Origin of the sequence: Rhodobium orientis (assembly GCF_003258835.1) — a bacterium.
In the GTDB taxonomy this organism is placed as follows: Bacteria; Pseudomonadota; Alphaproteobacteria; order Rhizobiales; family Rhodobiaceae; genus Rhodobium; species Rhodobium orientis.
The window spans coordinates 1-18,789 of record NZ_NPEV01000058.1 but is presented as its reverse complement, the minus strand read 5'-3'; the positions used below and the strand labels follow the sequence as shown (position 1 = coordinate 18,789).

Below are 18,789 nucleotides of genomic sequence, written 5' to 3'. Positions count from 1 at the left end.
AGAGGACGAATGGGAGGAGACCGATCCGACAGGTATAAATAATTTTTTGCCGCGTGCCGCGAGGTCTTCCTGATCCGGTCAGGGCGCGCGGCCAGGCGGCGGCGGCGCGACTTCCAATTGATCAAGATGCTGGCGGATATGCGCTGCCTCGGCGGGCGTGTTGGCAAGGGCGATGGCACGGCCGAACGCGTCGCGGGCCTCGCGGTTGCGTCCCAACTGTTCCAGCAGGTTGCCGCGCACCCCGTGGAAATAGAAATAGCCTTCAAGAGGCTCGGCCAGCGGCGCGATCATCTCCAGGGCTGCTTCGGCGCCATGTAGCTTCCAGATTGCGACAGACCGGTTGAGCGTGACGACCGGGGACGGAGCGTGACGCTCGAGCGCCTGATAAAGTTCGTCGATCCCCGCCCAGTTCGTTTCTTCGGGCCGTTCGGCACGTGCATGCATTGCAGCGATTGCCGCCTGGATCTGATATGGGCCGGGCTGGCGGTGCAGCATGGCCTTGTCGATCATCGCGAACGCTTCGGCGATCTGGCGCTGGTTCCACAGCGATCGGTCTTGATCTTCCAACAGGATCGGGGCGCCCGCCTCGTCGAAGCGTGCCTTCTGCCGCGAGTGCTGCAGCAGTAGCAACGCCAGCAATCCCATCATCTCCGCTTCGGCGGGGAACAGCCGCAGCATGAGCCGTGCCAGGCGTATCGCCTCGTCACAGAGCTTCGCGCGTTCACTCTTCGGATTGGCGTCGGTATAGCCCTCGTTGAAGACGAGGTAGATCATTGCGGAGACCACAGAGAAACGCTCCGACCGCTCGATTGGACCCGGCGTCTCGAACGGAATGTCGGCCTGGGCAATACGGGCCTTGGCGCGCGTGATCCGCTGTTCCATCGCCCGGTCGCCGACCAGGAAGGCCGCCGCAATGCGGGGAACAGGCAGGCCCGAGACGATCCTGAGCGCCAGCGCGATCTGTTGGGTCGCAGGCAAGTCGGGATGGCAGCACACAAACAGGAGACGCAGGATATCGTCGCGGTAGTCGGCCGCATCCAGCCGCTCCGCAATGTCCGGTTCGGTATCCTCGCGATCCGAAATCGCTTCTTCGTCGGGTAATGCCGTCAGCCGCGCCTGTTTGCGTTTATGGTCGATGGCGGCATTGCGCCCGACCATGATGAGCCAGCTCGCGGCATCGCGCGGTGGCCCGTTCTTCGGCCAGGATTTGAGCGCCCTGAGACAGGCCTCCTGAAACGCTTCCTCGGCCAGATCGAGATCGCGGAAATAGCGCAGCAACGCAGCCACGGCCTGAGGCCGCGCGCCGACGAGCCGCGCCTCGATCCAGTCCGGTTCAGGGGGTTGGGGCATCTTCTATTGCCACTCCGTTCGGGTAGTAGAGCGCGATGGGCCGCAGCTCATAGGCGCCGCCGGGATTGGCCTCGGCCATCTCGCGCGCGATCTGAACCGCCAGCTCGTAGCTTTCCACGTTGAGGACGTAGAAGCCGAGGAGTTGCTCCTTGGTCTCGGCAAACGGCCCGTCCGTCACGATGTTCTCGGTCTTGCGCAGTGTGGTCGCCGCGGTTGTCGGCATCAGCCGCACGATGGGTTCGAAATTCTTCGCCCATTTTCGATTGACCGCCTTGAGGCACTCGATCACTTCAGCGTCCTCCTCCTCGGACCAGGAAGAGGTGATTTCCTCGTTGTGATAGCAAAGTATTGTGTAGCGCATTGTTTAGGTTCTCCGTTCAAGGGTCCGTGCAATAATGCACGAGCCAACAAGAAACGAGAACATCACTCACTTTCACGCCATTAGACCGGCGGCCTATCCCGCACTATTGATTGATCTCGGGTTCCACGAGTTTTGCCAGTTTCCGAAGGCTGTCCTGCCAGCCGAGATAGCAACCCTCTAGCGGAATCAGGTCGGGCACGCCTTCCTGCACGATGGATATGTCCGTGCCGACCGAAACGACCTTCAGCGCCACGGTAACCGTCATCTCGCCGGGCAGGTTCGGGTCGTCGAACCGGTCGGTGTAGACAAGACGCTCGCCGGGAACGAGTTCCTTGTATTCACCACCGAATGAATGGCTGTCGCCGGTTGTGAAGTTGCGGAACGACATCCGGTGCTTGCCGCCGACCTCGGCGTCCAGCTCGTGGACGGTGCAGAGAAATCCGTAAGGCGGCAGCCAACTGGCCACGGCGTCGGGTTCGAGAAACGCGCGATAGACCTTTTCAGGTTTCGCGGCGATGACCCGGTGCAGTCGAACGGTGTTGGCCATGATGATATCCTTTCTTGCTCATCTGACTTGAAGACGTCCGGTCGCACGCAATCCCGACAACGCACAAATTTTTTTCTGTGATCAGCCTGGCTGGCACCGAGAAATCTCAGGTGCAGGTCGACTGTCATCTATGGACACTCTTCAGGAAAGGAATGGGCGCCGTTGATGGCTTGCCCTGATACAACACCCGCCTTATCGCACAGCATTTCCCGCCGCTCTCGGTCGCAATCCCGAAGGCACGGAATTATCAACCAGCTTCAATGCTCAGCCATGCAAACCTTCCAACCTGATAGTCTTGAGTCTGGCGCCTGCATTCACCGGCATTGTCACACACAGCCGTATGCGACTCTCGTTCTCGAAGGAGCTTACGAAGAGGCCGGCGATGCAGGACGGCTGAACGTGTCGCCAGGTGATGTTCTTTTCCATGGCCCTTTTTCCGCCCACCTCGACTACGTTTCCCCCCGCCGAACTGTCGTTCTTGATTTGCCGCTTCCATTCGGGACGCAAGCACATCCCGCCAAGTGTCGAGTTGCTGATCCGGACGCGCTCGTCCGATTAGCTGCGAGGGATGCGACGGCAGCGATCGAACAGCTATTTGACGCCTCGCAGCAAGCGGCATCAGCGCCAATGGATCTCCCAGATTTATTGGCGGAGGCGTTACGATCCGACGCTCCGCCGCGCATCTCGCAATGGGCCGAGGAAAGCGGATACTCCCGAGAGCATCTCTCCCGCCAGTTTCACATCGCCTATGGTGTTGCACCCGCACGCTACCGGGCGGAGGCACTAGCGCGTCGCGCTTGGCGGATGATTTCCGAAGAGAATGAAAGCTTTGCGTCAATCGCTGCCGCCCTTGGTTATGCCGACCAAGCGCACATGGCGCGCTCGATCAAAACCAACACCGGCAGAACTCCCAGAGAATGGAGGTCAAACGCAGTGCGAGCATCTGTTTCAGCCAGAGGAACGTATTGAGGATCGTCTGCGTCGAGTGACGTCACATTTGTTCAAGACCCGGCATCACCCGCAAGCTATGTGACCGCATGAGTAGTTTGCCTGCCGAACGGACTTTCGTTCAACTTTCCGATTTCAAGTTCCGCCTATGGCCAATTCTTGTGGCTGCCATCTTGATGGAAGGCATACTGAGAGGAGGGCGACAGGCGGCCAAATGGACTTTCGTGAACGGCCCTCCAGCTTGGGACGGTCACGTATCCATATTCCTGATGTTAGCGATCGCTTTTCAGGCGTTGCTTGGGCTCGTTGGCATCGCAGTCATGTCGCGACTGGTTCCGCGCGCGGACTCACATTTGCGGTGGCCGCCGGGGCCAACCTATGTCGGTCTCGCCGTTGTGATCGGACTTGGCATGGGCCTCGTTATGCTGATCGCAGACTATTGGCCTGCCCTACTGACCGGGACTCCGCCTGCTTCCAGCTACGCCGAGACGCCGTACAACTGGGATACCGTCGGTTATCTGGCCGGAATGCTTGCCACTGGGACCGCGGAGGAGACGATATTTCGAGGTCTTCTGGTTGGATTCCTGAGTGTATTTGTTCCGGGTCGATTACGGATCGGTTCGGTCGATTTGCCTGTAGCTGGATACATTATCGCGCTTCTTTTTGGACTCGCACATTGGAAATCATTTGTTGTCAGCCCATTTCACGAAGCGCTAGCGCAACAGACCTATGCGTTTGTCTGGGGGCTAACTTATGTATGGTTGATGGAGCGGTCTCGTAGCTTGCTGGCGCCTGTCATCGCTCACGGAGTTGGCAATTTCTCAGAAGTGGCAATGATCCTACTACTCGTCGCTCTGTGGTCGTGACCTAACGAATCGAACATGTCCGGAGTAAGAGATCGTCTGACCTATTTGCTTGCCGCAGGGGCCGTCGCCGGCGCGCTCGACATTGGCTTTGCCTGCATATTTTGGGCAATAAAGGCCGATACTCCGATGACACTCATCTTTCAGTCGGTCGCTGCGGGTCTGCTTGGACCCGTGGCATTTGAAGGAGGTGTCCCTACAGCAGCACTTGGTCTCGCCTTACACTTCTTCATCACGACGCTGATGGCGGCCGCCTATTTCTATGTTGCATCCCACTGGTCTGCGCTTCGGAGACGTCCACTCGTCTTTGGCGGCGTCTACGGCGTCTTTCTCTATGGTCTAATGAACTTTGTTGTCATCCCGCTTTCGGCGGCATCTCCAGGGGCGTCCGATGCTCTCTGGATCGGAATGAGTGTACTCGCTCATATCGTTTTTGTTGGAGTTCCCATCGCACTACTCGCGAGGCGGGCGCCGTGAGTCGTTGATTCCCACCGTTGCAGACAGCCTATGACCGCAGCCTAGCTCATCTCGATGCCAAATTCTGGCGGCGGCTCTATAACGCGACGTAGAGAGGAATGGCGCACCCGACAGGATTCGAACCTGTGACCTTCGGCTTCGGAGGCCGACACTCTATCCAGCTGAGCTACGGGTGCTTAATGACTGGGTATCTCGACCCAATCCGGAACGTCAACTCAGATTCTCGCACGACGTCACGCTGTCGATCGCGGTGAGAATCTGGTGAGTTTTCAATTTCCTGACTTCCTCATGCCTCCTTAACTTATTGTCTACCTTACTATTTTTAGGCCCGAGACCACCACATCGATTGCCTTCGGAGGGCAGCGCTCTATCCAGCTGAGCTACGGGTGCCAAGCGCGGTCATGGTAAAGCAGACCGGCAACCGCGCCTTCATATCCGATCCGGGCGGCGCGGGCAATCATGGAAATCCGGCCAGGAGAACTGTCGTAGCGGCCGGTCCTGATAGGTGAACACCCCGGCGAGCCTCCGCATCCCACTCATCACCCCAAAGGAATCCGGAGGCCGGATGAGCGATGCCCCAAGACATCGCAGCGGCAATCCGTTCGAATGCCGCGTTCCGGAAAACAGGTTTTTGCAGGCCGCGCGATGGATACGCGCGCGTAAAGCCCGTTCGCCTCACGCCCTCAGCGTGCCGCCGGTGGCCTTGGACACCTTGTCGACGATCTTCGCCGCGACGGACTCGATCTCGGCCTCCGTCAGGGTCTTTTCCCGCGGCTGCAGCGTCACTTCGATGGCGACGGACTTCTTGCCGTCGTCGATGCCCTTGCCGCGATAGACGTCGAAGACGCCGGCGTCGGTCACCAGCGCCTTGTCGGCGCCCTTGGCCGCGCGCAGGATGGCCAGTGCCTCGACGCCCTCCTCCACGATGAAGGCGAAGTCGCGGCGCACCGGCATCAGGTCGGAAACGGCGAGCGGCGGCTTCGCCGTTGCCCGGCCCGCCTTCGGCTCCGGCACGTTCTCCAAAATGACCTCGAAGGCGACCAGCGGGCCTTCGACGTCGAGCGCCTCCAGCACCTTCGGATGGAGTTCGCCGAAGACGGCAAGGACGTTCTTGGGGCCGAGGGTCAGGGCGCCGGAGCGGCCGGGATGGAACCAGCCGGGCGCCGCGCGAGAAACCTGCAGGCTGTCGACGGGGGCGCCGATGGCCGCGAGCACCGCGAGCGCGTCGGCCTTGGCGTCGAACGCATCGACGGTCGCGGCCGTGCCGGCCCAGTGGCGGCCGGCGCCCGACGCCTTGGCCGTCAGGCGCCTGAGGCCGGTTGCCGCCGTCTTCTGGTCGTTTGGCCCGTCGCCCTCATAGACCTGTCCGACCTCGAACAGGGCGAGGTCTGCAAAACCGCGGTCGGCGTTGCGCTGCGCGGCCGCGGCCAGGCCCGGAATGAGGCTCGGGCGCATGTCGGACAGGTCGGAAGCGATCGGGTTGGCGAGCGCCAGCTCCGGCTTGCCGCCGCCGAAGAGGTCCGCATGGGGCTTCGGCACGAAGGAATAAGTGACGGCCTCGACCATGCCTCTTGCGGCGAGCGCGCGCTTTGCCTGGCGCGTCCGCTTCTGGCCGGTGGTCAGGATGCGCGGCGCGATGTGGCCGGCGCGCGGCATCGGGGTGACCGGGATGCGGTCGAGCCCGACGATACGGATCACCTCTTCGACGATGTCGGCCTTGCCTTCCACGTCCGGGCGCCAGCTCGGCACCGCCACCTTGACGATGCTGCCGGTGCCGGAGACCCAGAAGCCGAGCCGGGTGAGGATGGCTTTCGCCTCGGCCGGCGGCACGTCGAGGCCGGAGAGCCGCTTCACCTCGGCGAACGGGAAATCGATGATGAGGTCGTTGTCCGGGGCGACGCCGGCCAGCTCCACCTCGCTCGGCGCGCCACCGCAGATGTCGAGGATGAGCTGGGTGGCGATGTCGAGGCCGGGCAGCATGAAGGCCGGGTCGACGCCGCGCTCGAAGCGGAAGCGCGCATCGGACTGCAGGCCCAGCTTGCGGCCAGTCTGGGCTACGTTGAACGGCTCCCAGAGGGCGGATTCGACCAGCACGTCGACGGTCTCCTCGGTACAGCCCGTCTCCTCGCCGCCCATGACGCCGGCAATGGATTCTACCGACTGCGCGTCGGCGATGACGCACATGGTGCCGTCGAACTCGTAGGTGCGGCCGTCGAGCGCCAGCAGCGTCTCGCCGGGGTTGGCGCGGCGCACGGTCAGGTCGCCGTCGACCTTGGCCGCATCGAAGACGTGGAGCGGCCGGCCATAGGCGTAGGTCATGTAGTTGGTGATGTCGACGAGGGCGTTGATGGGCCTGAGGCCGATCGCCGTCAGCCATCTCTGCATCCAGTCCGGCGACGGGCCGTTCTTGACGCCGCGGATCAGCCGGAGCGCGAAGGCCGGGCAGAGCGGATCGCCTTCCGGAAAGGCGAGGTTCACCTTCACCGGGCAGGGGAAGCTCCCCTTGACGATCGGCCGGCGGCCTTCCTTCAGATTGCCGATGCCGGAGGCGGAGAGGTCGCGGGCGACGCCGTGGACGCCGAGGCAGTCGGGGCGGTTCGGGGTGATGGCGATGTCGATGACTGCATCGTCGAGGCCGGCCCAAGCGGCGTAAGGCTGACCGACCGGCGCGTCCTCCGGTAGTTCGATGATGCCCTCATGGGCGTCGGACAGCATCATCTCGCGTTCCGAACACAGCATGCCGCGGGATTCCACGCCGCGGATGGTGCCGATTTTCAGGTCGACGCCGGTGCCGGGGATGTGGGTGCCGGGGGGCGCGAAGACGCCCTTCATGCCGGTGTGGGCGTTCGGCGCGCCGCAGACCACCTGCACCGGATCGCCGGAGCCGGTGTCGACCATGCAGACCTTGAGGCGGTCGGCGTCGGGGTGCTTTTCGGCCGAGACCACATGGGCGATGGTGAAGGGCACGAGCGCCTTGGCGCGATCGTCGACCTCCTCGACCTCCAGCCCGATCATGGTGAGCTGCTCGACGATCTCGTCGAGGCGCGCATCGGTGTCGAGGAATTCCTTCAGCCAGGACAGGGTGAATTTCATGATTGGATTCCCTGGTGGGTGATTGTCGCGGCGGTCATCGGCAGGCGGGAGCGCGCGCCGGCAGGCCCCATGGATTGCCGGGTCAAGCCCGGCAATGACGCGGGGTGTGTTGGGATGCGGAGAGCCCGCGACCGGTTGGGAGCGTTTTTTGGAAGGCGACACGTCCGAAGCCGGTGCGGAGAGTGTGCTGAAGTGTTGAACGCCAGCGTCGTTGTCGCGCTCACATTGCAGTCTCTTTCGGCGTCATCACCGGGCTTGACCCGGTGATCCATGATGCGGCGCAGCTCGCGATCCGCTTTGCAGTAAAGCGGGGCATTGCGCGCGGCACCGTGAGAAACCGGCCGCAAGCCGGATTTCATGCCGATGGGCCTCATGGATTGCCGGGTCAAGCCCGGCAATGACGCCGAGTTTTTGGAAAAGCGGAGCATCTGCTGCCGGTGCGGAGAGCTTGCTGAAGAATTGGGCGCCGGCCTTGTTGCCGCGCCCACATTGCAGCCTCTCTTGGCATCATCACCGGGCTTGACCCGGTGATCCATGATGCGGTGCCACAACTCATGGCGATGCGATGTCATTCCAAAGGTCCCGCCATTTCGGGTTCGCCGCCTCAACGAGGTCCATCTTCCATTGCCGCGGCCAGTGTTTGATGTTCTTTTCGCGTTGAATCGCGTCGATGTTCCGGTCGTAGTGTTCATAGTGGACGAGCCGTTTGACCCGGTATGCCTTGGTAAATCCGCGCCTCTGTTCCTCGCGATGCTCCTGCACCCGGCGCCTCAGGTCGGTGGTCACGCCGACATAGAGTGTACCGCGGGGCCTTGAAGCCAGAACGTAAACCCACGCGGACATCGCATCGCACGGCTCACGCAGACAGCCCGCCGAACAGGGTCGGCAGGTCGAGGGGGCGGAAACCGTAGTGGGTGAGCCAGCGGATGTCGGCGTCGAAGAAGGCGCGCAGATCCGGCATGCCGTATTTCAGCATGGCGATGCGGTCGATGCCCATGCCCCAGGCAAAGCCCTGGTACTCGTCCGGATCGAGGCCGCAGTTGCGCAGGACGTTCGGATGGACCATGCCGCAGCCGAGGATCTCCATCCAGTCGTCGCCCTGGCCGAGGCGGACCTCGTCGCCGGTCCGGTCGCAGCCGATGTCGAGCTCCATGGACGGCTCGGTGAACGGGAAGAAGGACGGGCGGAACCGCATCTTCACCTCGTCGACCTCGAAGAAGGCCTTGCAGAACTCCTCGTGCACCCACTTCATGTGGCCGACATGGCTGACCTTGTCGATGACCAGGCCCTCGACCTGGTGGAACATCGGCGTGTGGGTCTGGTCGCTGTCGCAGCGATAGGTGCGGCCGGGGATAATGATGCGGATCGGCGGCGGCGACTTCTCCATGGTGTGGATCTGCACCGGCGAGGTGTGGGTGCGCAGGAGCCGCCGGGAACCGTCCTCCTTCTCCGGCAGGAAGAACGTGTCGTGCATCTCGCGGGCCGGATGGCCCTCGGGGAAGTTCAGCGCCGTGAAATTGTAGTAGTCGGTCTCGATGTCCGGGCCTTCGGCGATGGTGAAGCCCATGTCGGAGTAGATCGCGGTCAGTTCGTCGATGACCTGGCTGATCGGGTGGATGCGGCCGGCATCGGACGGCCCGGGGCGCACCGGCAGGGTGACGTCGACGCTTTCCCTGGCCAGCCGCTCGGTAAGCGCGACCTCGCGCAATTCCTCGCGGCGGGCGGATATAGCCTCGGTGACGCGGGCCTTGAGGCCGTTCAGCTTCGGCCCCATCACCTTGCGCTCGTCCGGGCTCATGGTGCCGAGGCTCTTCATCTCCTCGGAGATGCTGCCCTTCTTGCCGAGGGCGGCAACGCGCAGCTCCTCAAGGGCGGCCTCGTCGCCGGCGCCGGCGATGGCGGCGGTGAGATCGGATTCCAGTCGGTCGAGATCGGTCATGGTGTTCGCTTCGCTTGGAAAGGCGCCGTGTTTTTAGCAGAATTCGCGGCCGGCGGAAGGGGTGCCGCAAACGGTTTCGGCCCGGCCGGCGAAAAACCGACCGGGCGGACCGGCACCTTAAAGGGTCTGTCGGGTGACCCGGGCCAGGACCCGGGATCGCCGTCGATCAGGCGAGCGCGGAACGCGCCTTTTCCACCAGCGCCTTAAAGGCGTCGGGCTGATGGATCGCCAGGTCGGACAGAACCTTGCGGTCGACCTCGATGCCGGCCTTGTTGAGGCCGTCGATAAATCGACCGTAGGTCAGCCCGTTCTCACGGGTGGCGGCGTTGATGCGCTGGATCCACAGGGCGCGGAACTGGCGCTTGCGGGCCTTGCGGTCGCGATAGGCATACTGGCCGGCCTTTTCGACCGCCTGCATGGCAACGCGGATGGTGTTCTTGCGGCGGCCATAGTAGCCCTTGGCGGCCTTCAGAACCTTCTTGTGGCGAGCATGGGACGTAACGCCCCGCTTGACGCGCGACATGGCTCAATCTCCGAAAAGCGTTGGGTTCAGCTGTAGGGCAGATACTTCTTGACGATCCGGGTATCCGGCTCGGAAAGGACCATGGTGCCCCGCGCCTTGCGGATGAACTTGGTGGTCCGCTTGATCATCCCATGCCGCTTGCCGGCCTGGGCGACCTTGATCTTGCCCGTCGCGGTGACCTTGAAACGCTTCTTGGCGCCCGCTTTCGTCTTCATCTTGGGCATTTTGCTCTACTCCGTGTTTTTGAGGCGCGCCGAACGGAAAAAAGCGCCGCTGGGGGCGCAAACCGTCCGATGCTTTTTCTTTGAGCTTTTCAGAGCCAACACGGCATGCCCTTACGCCGGCCGGCTCAACGAACGCGGGTTTATAGCGGGGGACGGGGCGGATGGCAAGGGAGAGGGCGTGCGGCTTCGAGGCTCGACAGCCGAGAAGGCAGCTTTGCGTGTCGACCACGACTCTGATCAGCCTGAAGCGGCCAAGGTGAAATTACCAAGTAACGAGGTTTGTTGGGCAACGCTGCCCCGCGTATTGAGGATTTTTCATATATTCTCGCATGACCACTTGCGCTCCGAGACTGCCGGAACCAAGCCCCGGGTTGGCTTCGCCCGCCTCCGACACGAGCTTTTCGTATGTTTTCTTGTCCTCATGCTCCAAAACCAATCCTTTGTCCGCACGCCAGACGAACGAGAAGTCTGTGCCGGACCCATTATCCATGGTGAGGCCATAGAGCGATGTATCAGTGACGTAGATCGCCCATAATTTGTTTGTCAGGAGGGGCGTCCCATCGTCGAATTTCGGCACAACAATAGGTCTCCCGATGGGCCGGCTAAGATCAAAAACCGCCTCGTAGCCCAAATTCAGGCCGTTCTGTAACCGTACGCACTGATGATGCCTGTTATAATAAACGAGAAACGGCCATGCGGAAATTAAGACGAAAAATACCACTACTGGGAATATAAAACACCCTATCGGAGTTTTTTTGTTGAGATGATCTTTCCGCATTCGTCATACGCCACCGAAGTCATATTCAACCAAACTTGCTTATTGAGCTATCGGCATAAATCCGCCCTTCAAATTGTCCGGACCATTCATCCGTAATCGGATAGGGTTCGCCTGTATGGATTCCAAGTCGATCCTGCTTGATCCCTCTGAGCCTGTCAGAAATTATCCGATTGATCCGCTCGCGTATCCGACTTTCTATGGGGCGCTGGATGTTTTCTATAATAGTCTCTTCAAGATCGATAACCTCCAGGCCGATATCCAACGGATCAACAAACTCATCCTCTAACCGAAAATCTATATCGCCCGAAATCTCCAACGTGCCGTGTCTTTCCGCGCAGCTGCCTGAGACATCTGCTCGTATTTTAGTATCTCCTATACTAAATGTCGTCCATGTCATGTCGTAAGTGTTTTCATAATAATCCGAGAAAGAATTGCCCCTATTTTGTCGCGACAATCTGGCAATATTGTTTTTGAGTTTTACCTCAACTTCCTTCATGTAGGCAGATACGATACTGTGAAGGTGTCCGGTGTCCCGCACTTTGACGGCACGACCTTTGCCATTGAAGTAGTGGCCAACGAAATCGCGGCTACTCCAAGGCGAACCGGCATCTGATATATCCGACAGCGTGATTTCAATGCGCTCATCTATATTCGCTAGAAATGGTTCTGCGGTACACCGACATCCATAGTCCTCGCCCGGATGCCCGGTCGGCGGCGGATCATCCCAGGCGAAAATCTTACCGTCGTTGGCGGCATGGCTCGGCCGGACTTTACCATCTCCCCTGGTTCGCCAGACATAGTGCGTCGTCGGCCGCGTTTCCTTCAGGGTCAACGCGAGCGGGATGCCTTTGCGAATATAAGCCTCGAATGCCCGTCGATAGCTAATGCTGCCTGTATCCATATGGGCTTTCCTCGTCTCGCTGCTGATGCGCCATCGCGCGAGCGCCCGCCCGCCGGCGAGATGCTCGTGCATTCAAAGTGAAGTCACTCGCGAAATACCCGTATAAGTAGCAATTTTCCAGAAATTGATCAACAAAATATGATTTTTTTCCTATTACAGGCTGCGGGCCGGGATGCCTGAAAGCGTCTGCGCCCCATTGACGAGGCGCATTTCAAACTGCAGGGCGGATGTGGGAGAGAGGGATTGCCGGTGCCTCCGCCCGTCGCGATCCGGCGCCATTCGCCTCGGTACCTTGCCGTTTGCATAGCCGCCCTTTCCGGTTGCATCACGCCGGCCAACTGACCGATGCTCCGGAGAAAGCCGACCGCAGCGCACTGAGCCCCAATGCGCCGGCCGGCCTGCCGCATCGCCACCGGAGCGGCGGCACCAGAGGGAGGAAATGCTATGAAATCGATTCTTGCCGCCGTCTTCGGCCTCGCCCTTGTCGGCCCCGGCACGGCCGCCCTGGCGGATTGCGCCACCGACGAGGCCGTTGCGGCCTATGTCGCGGACTTTTTGGCGAAGAAGCCGGCAAAGGCGCTCGTTCCGGACGGGACGATGGAGGATGCGGTCTGCACGCAAGAAAAATATGTCGCCGCCCTGTCGAAGGAATTCGGCCCGGTGGTCGGCTACAAGGCCGGGCTGACCAGCAAGGCGGCGCAGGAGCGTTTCGGCGTCAGCGAGCCGGTGCAGGGCGTGCTTTTGCGCGACATGCTGCTGGAGGACGGCGCCGAGGTGCCGGCCGATTTCGGCGCACGGCCGGTGTTCGAGGCCGATCTCCTGCTGGTCGTCGGCGATGCGGGCATCAATGCGGCGACAACGCCCGAGGAGGCGATGGCGCACATCTCCGAGGTCCGGCCCTTCATCGAGCTGCCGGACCTGTCGCTGGCCAAGGGCGAGCCGATCACCGGCGTGACGCTGACCGCCAATGCCGTGGCCGCGCGCCTGGGCGTCGTCGGCGCGGCTATCCCGGTCGATAACCCGGCGGCAATGCTGCAGATGCTCGCCGACATGGAGGTCACGGTGACGGCCGCCAACGGCGAGGTCCTCGCCAGGGCAAAAGGCTCGGCCGTCCTTGGCAATCCGGTCAACAGCGTCTTGTGGCTCGCCTCCAAGGGCATTGTCTTCAAGCCCGGCGACGTCGTCAGCGTCGGCTCCATCGGGCCGTTGATCCCGCCGGCCAAGGCCGGGGGCGGCGCGACGGTGACCTATGCCGGCCTGCCCGGCGGTCCGAGCGTCAGCGTCGTCTTCAAGTGACGGCCGTGCCGGCGAGCCGGCGGGAAACCGATGAATCTCCTCGACGCGGCGACCCTCCTTGGTTACCTGATGGGGCGTTGAACCATCGCGGATCCCCGAAGCATGTTCTCAGCCCACCGCCTCGTTTTTGTGGAACTCTTCGTGGTCGTTGCCGCGCCGCTTCTCATGGCCGGGACGGCGAACCAGGCCGTGCGGTTTTCCGCGATCTTTCTGGTCGCCGCCTATTGCCTGGTCGGGCTCTGGCGGGCGGGGGCGATCAGGGACTATCTGCGGCCCAACTGGCGTGGCTTCGTCGCCGCCCTGCCCGGCGTGCTCCTGCGCTCTGCCATCGCGGCGCTGGCCATTGCCAGCCTTGTCCTCGTGCTGCATCCGAACCGGCTGTTCTGCATTCCGCGTGCCAACCCGGACCTGATGCTGATCATCGCGTGCTTCTACGCCTTCGTCTCGGTGCTGCCCCAGGAGATCGCGTTCCGGGCCTATGCCGCGTTTCGGCTCGACGGGCTGAAGGTCTCCCCGCTTCCCGCCACGCTTCTGTCCGCCGCCGTCTTCGGCTGGGTGCACATCCTCTACGGTTCGTGGATCTCGGTCGCGTTGACCTTCATTGCCGGCATCGCGTTCTACCGCACCTACCGGGGCAGCAGCTCGATCCTTGCCGCCTGGCTGGAACACAGCCTCTACGGCCTTGCGGTCTTTGCCATCGGCCTCGACCATTTGTTCTACAGCGGGCCGGGCACGGCGCGGCTGGAGGCTGCCTGCATGGCGGCACCCTTGTGGCCGTAGCGACAGGGCCTCAATCTGCATTTTGCCTATTGGAGACTTCCGGCTCCCCTTTTCTGCGATCTCCCCGTTTTTCAAGGCATTCAAATCATTAGATGATACTATAAATACGTATTATACATTCGTTTTAACTTGTTCCAGAAAATTATCACTGCAATTATTAATTGTTTTCGATCAACAAAGGCATGTTTTCAGCATGTTTTTGGCTCGAACGCCTATGTCAAAATAGAAAAACAAACACTTTTTGGGAGGAAATACCATGTTATCCACCGGCCCCCGGACGCTGTCCTTTTTCAGGCCTTTGGCGTTGCTTACGCTGATGGTTGCCGTCCTCGCGCTGCCCCTTGCCGGTGCGGCGCGGGCCGACTGCGACGCCCAGCGGCGCGCCTTCGCCGAGGCCGCCGCCGCCCAGGCCGAGGCGGCCGTGGCGCAGCGCGCGGCCTGCGGCGACCTGCGCCTTTGCAAGGCCGACTGCCGCATCCTGAAGAAGGAATGCAAGAAGACGGCAAAATCCGACAAGTTCCTCTGCATTGAGGAATGCAACGCTCTGAGCGGACGAGACAAGCGCCAGTGCAAGCGGGAATGCCGGGCCGACAAGCGGATCGCCAAGGCCGGCTGCCGGCGCGCCATCAGGGAATGCCGCGGCACCTGCCGGGACGTTCACAGGACGCCGGAATGCCAGGCGGCCCGCTCGGCATCGACCCAGGCGGCGATCAATGCGTCCCTGGCCGGCGTGGCGCTGGCGGAATGCGAACGCCAGTCCGGCAACGAGGACGCCCAGTAGCGGCGCCGTCCATCAGGATCAAAGCTCATGAAAAGAAGGGTGGGCCGGCGATGCCGGCCTGCAAGATGCGCGGAGGCGCCTCAGATCTGCTCGAAGCGGTCCGGATAGAGCGCGACGAGACCGTCGGCGTCGAGTTCCAGCACCGTGTCGACGTTCCTGACCCCGCCCTCGTAGCGGTAGCGGCGGCCGGGCTCCAGGCAGGTGTAGCGCTGGGCGACGGGCACCACGTCGAAGTCGTCGGCGCGCAGGTAGGCGACCGAGACGTCGGCGCTCTCGCCCTCGGCGAGGCCGAGCCGGCGGATGACCAGCGCGTTGGTGAAGGGGGTGGCGGCGATGTCGACGTCGAGGCAGCCGTCGATGCCGTTCACCGGCAGACCCTGGCCGTCGTTCCAGCGCCCGTGCGCGTCGGACTGCAGCACGAGGGTCGGCGCCGGGCCGGTGCGGTGGACCTCCGCCAGCCGCGGGCGCCAGGCCCCGTCCATCACCAGCCGGTAGGCAAAGCCGAAACGGGTGCCGTCGCGCTCGCCGATGACGACGCTCTCGCAATGGACGGTCTCGGCATCCTGCCAGATGTGGAGATGTTCCATCCCCGGCGCATGAAGTGAGCGCCAGCGGACGATCCGGTCGACCATGTTCCCGCCTCCGTAGCGACTATGCCTCGGGCGCCGCCGCCGATGGCGTCAACGCGGGCCGACCGGCGACAGCACCATGATCATCTGCCGGCCTTCCATCTTCGGCTCCTGCTCGACCTTGGCGTAATCGGAGGTCTCGTCCTTGACCTTCCTCAGAAGGTCCATGCCGAGGTCCTGGTGCGCCATCTCGCGGCCGCGGAAGCGCAGCGTCACCTTGACCTTGTCACCATCATCGAAGAACCGGCGCATGTTGCGCATCTTCACGTCGTAGTCGTGCGTGTCGATGTTCGGCCGCATCTTGATTTCCTTGACCTCGACGGTCTTCTGCTTCTTGCGGGCCTCGGCAGCGCGTTTCTGCGACTGGTATTTGTATTTGCCGAAATCGAGGATCTTGCAGACCGGCGGCTCCGCATTGGGAACGATCTCGACGAGATCGAGGCCGAGTTCGTCTGCAAGAGAGCGGGCTTCGTCAATCGGTACCGTGCCGCGGTTCGTGCCTTCGGCGTCGATCAGCTGGACACTCGGATTGCGGATTTCGTCATTGACGCGCGGACCCTCTTTTTGGGGCGGTTGCGCTCGGTGTGGACGGCGAATGGTCGTAGTCTCCCGGTATTGTTGAACTCTTCGGCGACACCCTGTTCCAATGGAAACGGCCTCGCACGCCGTGAAACGTCGAGGCCCCGAGCCGGACAATCCATCGGATCAAGCTCGCCGGGTGTGAGAATCCGCCGATTTCGCGTCGAAGTCAACCTAGAGCGTCTCAGTCTCCTGCGGAAGCGCCCAGGATTCGGGAGCCGGCCGGCGTCCCATCCGGGTCATGCGCCGAGCAGGCGCTCATATTGGCGCAGCGTCGCGGCGGTCATTGCGTCCAGCGAGAAGTGCGCCCGGACATGGGCGGTCGCGCGGCCGGCAAGCGCTGCCCGGGCCTCACGGTCGAGGTCGAGCGCCTCTCCCAACCCCCCGGCAAGGGCGGCCGGATCGGACGCCGGCACGCGCCAGCCGGTGCGCTCCGCGGCCGCGACTTCCGGCGGGGCGAGCACAGTCTCCGGCACGGCGCCGAGGTCGGAGACGACGACGGGACGGCCCGCGGCCTGGGCCTCCACGGCGGCGCGGCCGAAGGCCTCCGGCTCGCTCGAGGGCACCGCGACGACGTCGGCAAGGTGCATGGCCGCCGCCGGATCGGCGCAATGGCCGACAAGGCGGACGCGGCCCTCAAGACCGTGATCGGCGATGCGGCGTTCCAGGTTGGCAACGTAATCAGTGCGCCCCTGCGCATCGCCGGCAAGGATGCCGACGACATCGCGGCCCTCGGCGGCGAGCCGGGCGAGCGCGTCGATCAGCACGGTCTGGCCCTTCCAGCCGGTGAGGCGCGCCAGGTGCAGGATTACGGGCGCGTCGCCCTCAAGCCCCCAGGCGGTGCGGAGCGCATCGAGCCGGGACGGCGACATGACGCCTTCGGCATAGTCGGCAAGGTCGGTGCCGCGATGGATGACGACGACTCGCTCTCCCGCGGCCCCGTCCCCCGCGACCTTGTGGCGCGCCGCGATCAGCCTGGCGGTATAGGCGGAGTTGGCGATCACCACGTCGCCGCGGGCCATCACCGAATTGTAGAATCCCTTCAGCGCATTCTTCTGATTGTAGGCGCCGTGATAGGTGGTGACGAACGGCGTTCCGGTCAGCCGCGCGGCAAGGAGCGCCGACCAGGCCGGGGCCCGGCTGCGGGCATGGAGGATATCGACCTCTTCGCTGCGCACGATGCCGGCAAGGCGAAAGGCATTGGCCAGCATCAGGGCCGGGTTCTTGGTGGCGGCGGGAAAGGCGATGTGCTTCGCGCCGGCCGCCTCCAGTTCCGGCACCAGCCGGCCGCCGGCGCTGACGACGATCGCGCGCCAGCCGCGCGCCACCAGTTCTGCGGCGACGTCCACGGCCGTGCGCTCCGCGCCGCCGGTCTCAAGCTCCGGCACGATCTGCAGCACCGTGCGGTGCGCTTTTCTTTCGCGGCTTTCCATGACAGGTTCCGGTCAATCCCGATCCGATCCTTCGGAGGCTTAGAATGGACGACGCCAAACCGCAAATGCTTACCGTGGGCGACGGCGATGCCGCGCGCGAGATCGCAATGATCGACACGCCGGGCGAGGCGCCCGGCGCCCTCTGGCTCGGCGGGTTCCGATCCGACATGGCGGGCTCCAAGGCGCTGGCCCTCGACGACTGGTCGCGGGAAAAGGGCCGTGCCGTCACCCGCTTCGACTATTCCGGCCACGGCGTTTCCGGCGGCGATTTCGACGACGGCACGATCTCGCGCTGGCTGGAAGAGGCAAAGGCCGTCTTCGATGCCTGCTGCAAGCAGCCGACGGTCCTCGTCGGCTCGTCCATGGGCGGCTGGATCGCACTCCTCCTCAACCGGCTCTTGAGGATGGCTGGCGAGAGCGACAGGGTCGCGGGGCTCGTCCTCATCGCGCCGGCGGTCGACTTCACCGAGGAGCTGATGTGGAAGACGCTTTCCAAAGAGGCCCAAGAGCAACTCGTCGAGAAGGGTTTCCATCTGGAACCCTCGGACTATTCGGAAGAGCCCTACCGGTTCAACAAAGCGCTGATCGACGACGGCCGCAACCATCTCCTCCTCGGCGGCACCATCGAGACCGGCTGTCCGGTGCATATCCTGCAAGGCGTCGAGGACACCTCGGTGCCCTGGAACCACGCTGTCGAACTGATGGCGCGGCTTGCCGAGGACGATGTGGTGCTGACGCTGATCAAGGATGGCGACCACCGCCTGTCGCGCGAGGAAGACATCGCGCGCCTGATCGCGGCGGTGGCTGAAATCGCCTGAGCGAAGGCGGTATCAGCGCAATCCGGTGAGGTTGGAGACGAGGGCGGCCTCGGCCCTGCGCACCTTTTCGGCGAATTTGTGCGCCTTGTCCTCGTCGGCGCCGATATGCAGCCTCGCTGCATCCGTGCAGTGCTGGGTGGTCTCGGCGACCGCGTCGATCATCGCCTGTTCGACGATGCGCGAGACGGCCGCGCGTTCCGCGTCGCCGAGCGGGGCGGAAACCGCCTGCTCGATCCGAGAGACGGCGTCATCGGCCAGCTTTTTCAACGGCATGTGGATCCTTCCCCTTTATTCTCGTTGCGATCCCGCGGCGGCAGTCTAAAGCGCTTTACCGAAAAGCCGACAGACTTTTTGGACAAGACGTCGCGGCGCAACGACGGGCCGAAGCATGCCGGGCGCTTGCGATGAACCACACCCTGCTTCGGCGCACCGGCTGGAAGGCGAAAAGGCCGTCCGGTCCCCGCGGGGA

General features: G+C 62.8%; 22 protein-coding genes and 1 tRNA gene. 7 read left to right on the top strand and 16 right to left on the bottom strand.

The annotated features are described in order from the left end of the window. Positions 1-78: 78 nt before the first annotated feature. The 3 genes from CH339_RS20140 to CH339_RS20130 all read right to left on the bottom strand — a co-directional run bounded on the left by CH339_RS20140 (position 79) and on the right by CH339_RS20130 (position 2,258). Positions 79-1,350 carry an RNA polymerase sigma factor gene (locus CH339_RS20140; protein WP_111436169.1) on the bottom strand — a complete coding sequence of 424 codons (1,272 nt, stop codon included), beginning with the start codon at positions 1,348-1,350 and terminating at the stop codon, positions 79-81. Beyond that, positions 1,334-1,711, bottom strand: coding sequence for a YciI family protein (locus CH339_RS20135; RefSeq protein WP_111436168.1), 378 nt, complete (start codon positions 1,709-1,711; stop codon positions 1,334-1,336). The genes CH339_RS20140 and CH339_RS20135 overlap by 17 nt, the downstream gene beginning before the upstream one ends. A 103-nt stretch (positions 1,712-1,814) precedes the next feature. Next, entirely contained in the window at positions 1,815-2,258 is a 444-nt protein-coding gene (locus tag CH339_RS20130; RefSeq protein ID WP_111436167.1) for an SRPBCC family protein, read from the bottom strand. Positions 2,259-2,528: 270 nt separating this feature from the next. On the opposite strand from CH339_RS20130, the gene CH339_RS20125 reads away from it, so the two are divergent. The 3 genes from CH339_RS20125 (at position 2,529) to CH339_RS24450 (ending at position 4,546) form a co-directional block, all read left to right on the top strand. Next, positions 2,529-3,227 (top strand): helix-turn-helix domain-containing protein, encoded by a 699-nt coding sequence (locus tag CH339_RS20125; protein WP_170138596.1) that lies wholly within the window; start codon positions 2,529-2,531, stop codon positions 3,225-3,227. Positions 3,228-3,295: 68 nt separating this feature from the next. Beyond that, the gene (locus CH339_RS20120) at positions 3,296-4,072 is read left to right on the top strand and encodes a CPBP family intramembrane glutamic endopeptidase (RefSeq protein ID WP_111436165.1); all 777 of its coding nucleotides are present in this window, start codon (positions 3,296-3,298) and stop codon (positions 4,070-4,072) included. Positions 4,073-4,087: 15 nt separating this feature from the next. Further along, entirely contained in the window at positions 4,088-4,546 is a 459-nt protein-coding gene (locus tag CH339_RS24450; protein ID WP_146610259.1) for a hypothetical protein, read from the top strand. A gap of 99 nt (positions 4,547-4,645) precedes the next feature. On the opposite strand, the gene CH339_RS20115 is transcribed toward CH339_RS24450, so the two are convergent. From CH339_RS20115 to CH339_RS20080, 9 genes are all read right to left on the bottom strand, one after another. Then, a tRNA-Arg gene (locus CH339_RS20115) sits at positions 4,646-4,722 on the bottom strand. A 499-nt stretch (positions 4,723-5,221) separates the two neighbouring features. After that, the gene (gene pheT / locus CH339_RS20110) at positions 5,222-7,639 is read right to left on the bottom strand and encodes a phenylalanine--tRNA ligase subunit beta (RefSeq protein ID WP_111436164.1); all 2,418 of its coding nucleotides are present in this window, start codon (positions 7,637-7,639) and stop codon (positions 5,222-5,224) included. Then, on the bottom strand, positions 7,636-8,211 hold the full coding sequence (locus CH339_RS24445) for a hypothetical protein (protein ID WP_146610258.1): 576 nt from the start codon (positions 8,209-8,211) through the stop codon (positions 7,636-7,638). Before CH339_RS24445 ends, pheT begins: the two co-directional genes overlap by 4 nt. Next, positions 8,192-8,482, bottom strand: coding sequence for a GIY-YIG nuclease family protein (locus CH339_RS20105; RefSeq protein WP_111436163.1), 291 nt, complete (start codon positions 8,480-8,482; stop codon positions 8,192-8,194). The genes CH339_RS24445 and CH339_RS20105 overlap by 20 nt, the downstream gene beginning before the upstream one ends. 13 nt (positions 8,483-8,495) lie before the next feature. Further along, a complete protein-coding gene (gene pheS, locus CH339_RS20100; protein ID WP_111436162.1) occupies positions 8,496-9,578 on the bottom strand; it encodes a phenylalanine--tRNA ligase subunit alpha in 1,083 nt (360 codons plus the stop codon). Between the two features lie 166 nt (positions 9,579-9,744). Then, complete coding sequence (rplT, locus tag CH339_RS20095; protein ID WP_111436161.1) at positions 9,745-10,101, bottom strand: 50S ribosomal protein L20; 357 nt, start codon at positions 10,099-10,101, stop codon at positions 9,745-9,747. A gap of 26 nt (positions 10,102-10,127) precedes the next feature. Beyond that, positions 10,128-10,325, bottom strand: coding sequence for a 50S ribosomal protein L35 (rpmI, locus tag CH339_RS20090; RefSeq protein WP_111436160.1), 198 nt, complete (start codon positions 10,323-10,325; stop codon positions 10,128-10,130). Positions 10,326-10,587: 262 nt separating this feature from the next. Next, complete coding sequence (locus CH339_RS20085; RefSeq protein WP_146610257.1) at positions 10,588-10,902, bottom strand: hypothetical protein; 315 nt, start codon at positions 10,900-10,902, stop codon at positions 10,588-10,590. Between the two features lie 226 nt (positions 10,903-11,128). Beyond that, positions 11,129-12,076, bottom strand: a complete 948-nt coding sequence (locus CH339_RS20080; RefSeq protein ID WP_111436158.1) for a phage minor head protein — start codon at positions 12,074-12,076, stop codon at positions 11,129-11,131. Between the two features lie 372 nt (positions 12,077-12,448). Here CH339_RS20080 and CH339_RS20075 point away from each other — a divergent pair, with 372 nt between their 5' ends. The 3 genes from CH339_RS20075 (at position 12,449) to CH339_RS20065 (ending at position 14,861) form a co-directional block, all read left to right on the top strand. Further along, positions 12,449-13,300, top strand: coding sequence for a 2-keto-4-pentenoate hydratase (locus tag CH339_RS20075; RefSeq protein WP_111436157.1), 852 nt, complete (start codon positions 12,449-12,451; stop codon positions 13,298-13,300). 102 nt (positions 13,301-13,402) lie between these two features. After that, positions 13,403-14,080 carry a CPBP family intramembrane glutamic endopeptidase gene (locus CH339_RS20070; protein WP_111436156.1) on the top strand — a complete coding sequence of 226 codons (678 nt, stop codon included), beginning with the start codon at positions 13,403-13,405 and terminating at the stop codon, positions 14,078-14,080. A gap of 304 nt (positions 14,081-14,384) precedes the next feature. Then, complete coding sequence (locus tag CH339_RS20065; RefSeq protein ID WP_146610256.1) at positions 14,385-14,861, top strand: hypothetical protein; 477 nt, start codon at positions 14,385-14,387, stop codon at positions 14,859-14,861. A gap of 80 nt (positions 14,862-14,941) precedes the next feature. Here CH339_RS20065 and CH339_RS20060 read toward each other — a convergent pair whose 3' ends face one another. The 3 genes from CH339_RS20060 to CH339_RS20050 all read right to left on the bottom strand — a co-directional run bounded on the left by CH339_RS20060 (position 14,942) and on the right by CH339_RS20050 (position 17,502). Continuing rightward, positions 14,942-15,493: a putative glycolipid-binding domain-containing protein gene (locus tag CH339_RS20060; RefSeq protein ID WP_111436154.1), complete on the bottom strand. Its 552-nt coding sequence runs from the start codon at positions 15,491-15,493 to the stop codon at positions 14,942-14,944. A gap of 48 nt (positions 15,494-15,541) precedes the next feature. After that, entirely contained in the window at positions 15,542-16,087 is a 546-nt protein-coding gene (gene infC / locus CH339_RS20055; RefSeq protein WP_111436182.1) for a translation initiation factor IF-3, read from the bottom strand. Between the two features lie 221 nt (positions 16,088-16,308). Continuing rightward, on the bottom strand, positions 16,309-17,502 hold the full coding sequence (locus CH339_RS20050) for a glycosyltransferase family 4 protein (protein WP_111436153.1): 1,194 nt from the start codon (positions 17,500-17,502) through the stop codon (positions 16,309-16,311). Positions 17,503-17,546: 44 nt separating this feature from the next. Between CH339_RS20050 and CH339_RS20045 the strand changes: the two genes are divergently transcribed. After that, positions 17,547-18,320 carry an alpha/beta hydrolase gene (locus tag CH339_RS20045; RefSeq protein ID WP_111436152.1) on the top strand — a complete coding sequence of 258 codons (774 nt, stop codon included), beginning with the start codon at positions 17,547-17,549 and terminating at the stop codon, positions 18,318-18,320. A gap of 12 nt (positions 18,321-18,332) precedes the next feature. On the opposite strand, the gene CH339_RS20040 is transcribed toward CH339_RS20045, so the two are convergent. Continuing rightward, positions 18,333-18,593 (bottom strand): hypothetical protein, encoded by a 261-nt coding sequence (locus CH339_RS20040; RefSeq protein ID WP_111436151.1) that lies wholly within the window; start codon positions 18,591-18,593, stop codon positions 18,333-18,335. Between the last annotated feature and the right edge of the window lie 196 nt (positions 18,594-18,789).

What these genes read in the sequence shown, in the direction of transcription:
- CH339_RS20140 (WP_111436169.1), bottom strand. Translation starts at nt 1,350, where the DNA reads ATGCCCCAACCCCCTGAACCGGACTGGATCGAGGCGCGGCTCGTCGGC.
- CH339_RS20135 (WP_111436168.1), bottom strand. Translation starts at nt 1,711, where the DNA reads ATGCGCTACACAATACTTTGCTATCACAACGAGGAAATCACCTCTTCC.
- CH339_RS20130 (WP_111436167.1), bottom strand. Translation starts at nt 2,258, where the DNA reads ATGGCCAACACCGTTCGACTGCACCGGGTCATCGCCGCGAAACCTGAA.
- CH339_RS20125 (WP_170138596.1), top strand. Translation starts at nt 2,529, where the DNA reads ATGCAAACCTTCCAACCTGATAGTCTTGAGTCTGGCGCCTGCATTCAC.
- CH339_RS20120 (WP_111436165.1), top strand. Translation starts at nt 3,296, where the DNA reads ATGAGTAGTTTGCCTGCCGAACGGACTTTCGTTCAACTTTCCGATTTC.
- CH339_RS24450 (WP_146610259.1), top strand. Translation starts at nt 4,088, where the DNA reads ATGTCCGGAGTAAGAGATCGTCTGACCTATTTGCTTGCCGCAGGGGCC.
- pheT (WP_111436164.1), bottom strand. Translation starts at nt 7,639, where the DNA reads ATGAAATTCACCCTGTCCTGGCTGAAGGAATTCCTCGACACCGATGCG.
- CH339_RS24445 (WP_146610258.1), bottom strand. Translation starts at nt 8,211, where the DNA reads ATGACATCGCATCGCCATGAGTTGTGGCACCGCATCATGGATCACCGG.
- CH339_RS20105 (WP_111436163.1), bottom strand. Translation starts at nt 8,482, where the DNA reads ATGTCCGCGTGGGTTTACGTTCTGGCTTCAAGGCCCCGCGGTACACTC.
- pheS (WP_111436162.1), bottom strand. Translation starts at nt 9,578, where the DNA reads ATGACCGATCTCGACCGACTGGAATCCGATCTCACCGCCGCCATCGCC.
- rplT (WP_111436161.1), bottom strand. Translation starts at nt 10,101, where the DNA reads ATGTCGCGCGTCAAGCGGGGCGTTACGTCCCATGCTCGCCACAAGAAG.
- rpmI (WP_111436160.1), bottom strand. Translation starts at nt 10,325, where the DNA reads ATGCCCAAGATGAAGACGAAAGCGGGCGCCAAGAAGCGTTTCAAGGTC.
- CH339_RS20080 (WP_111436158.1), bottom strand. Translation starts at nt 12,076, where the DNA reads ATGCACGAGCATCTCGCCGGCGGGCGGGCGCTCGCGCGATGGCGCATC.
- CH339_RS20075 (WP_111436157.1), top strand. Translation starts at nt 12,449, where the DNA reads ATGAAATCGATTCTTGCCGCCGTCTTCGGCCTCGCCCTTGTCGGCCCC.
- CH339_RS20070 (WP_111436156.1), top strand. Translation starts at nt 13,403, where the DNA reads ATGTTCTCAGCCCACCGCCTCGTTTTTGTGGAACTCTTCGTGGTCGTT.
- CH339_RS20060 (WP_111436154.1), bottom strand. Translation starts at nt 15,493, where the DNA reads ATGGTCGACCGGATCGTCCGCTGGCGCTCACTTCATGCGCCGGGGATG.
- CH339_RS20050 (WP_111436153.1), bottom strand. Translation starts at nt 17,502, where the DNA reads ATGGAAAGCCGCGAAAGAAAAGCGCACCGCACGGTGCTGCAGATCGTG.
- CH339_RS20045 (WP_111436152.1), top strand. Translation starts at nt 17,547, where the DNA reads ATGGACGACGCCAAACCGCAAATGCTTACCGTGGGCGACGGCGATGCC.
- CH339_RS20040 (WP_111436151.1), bottom strand. Translation starts at nt 18,593, where the DNA reads ATGCCGTTGAAAAAGCTGGCCGATGACGCCGTCTCTCGGATCGAGCAG.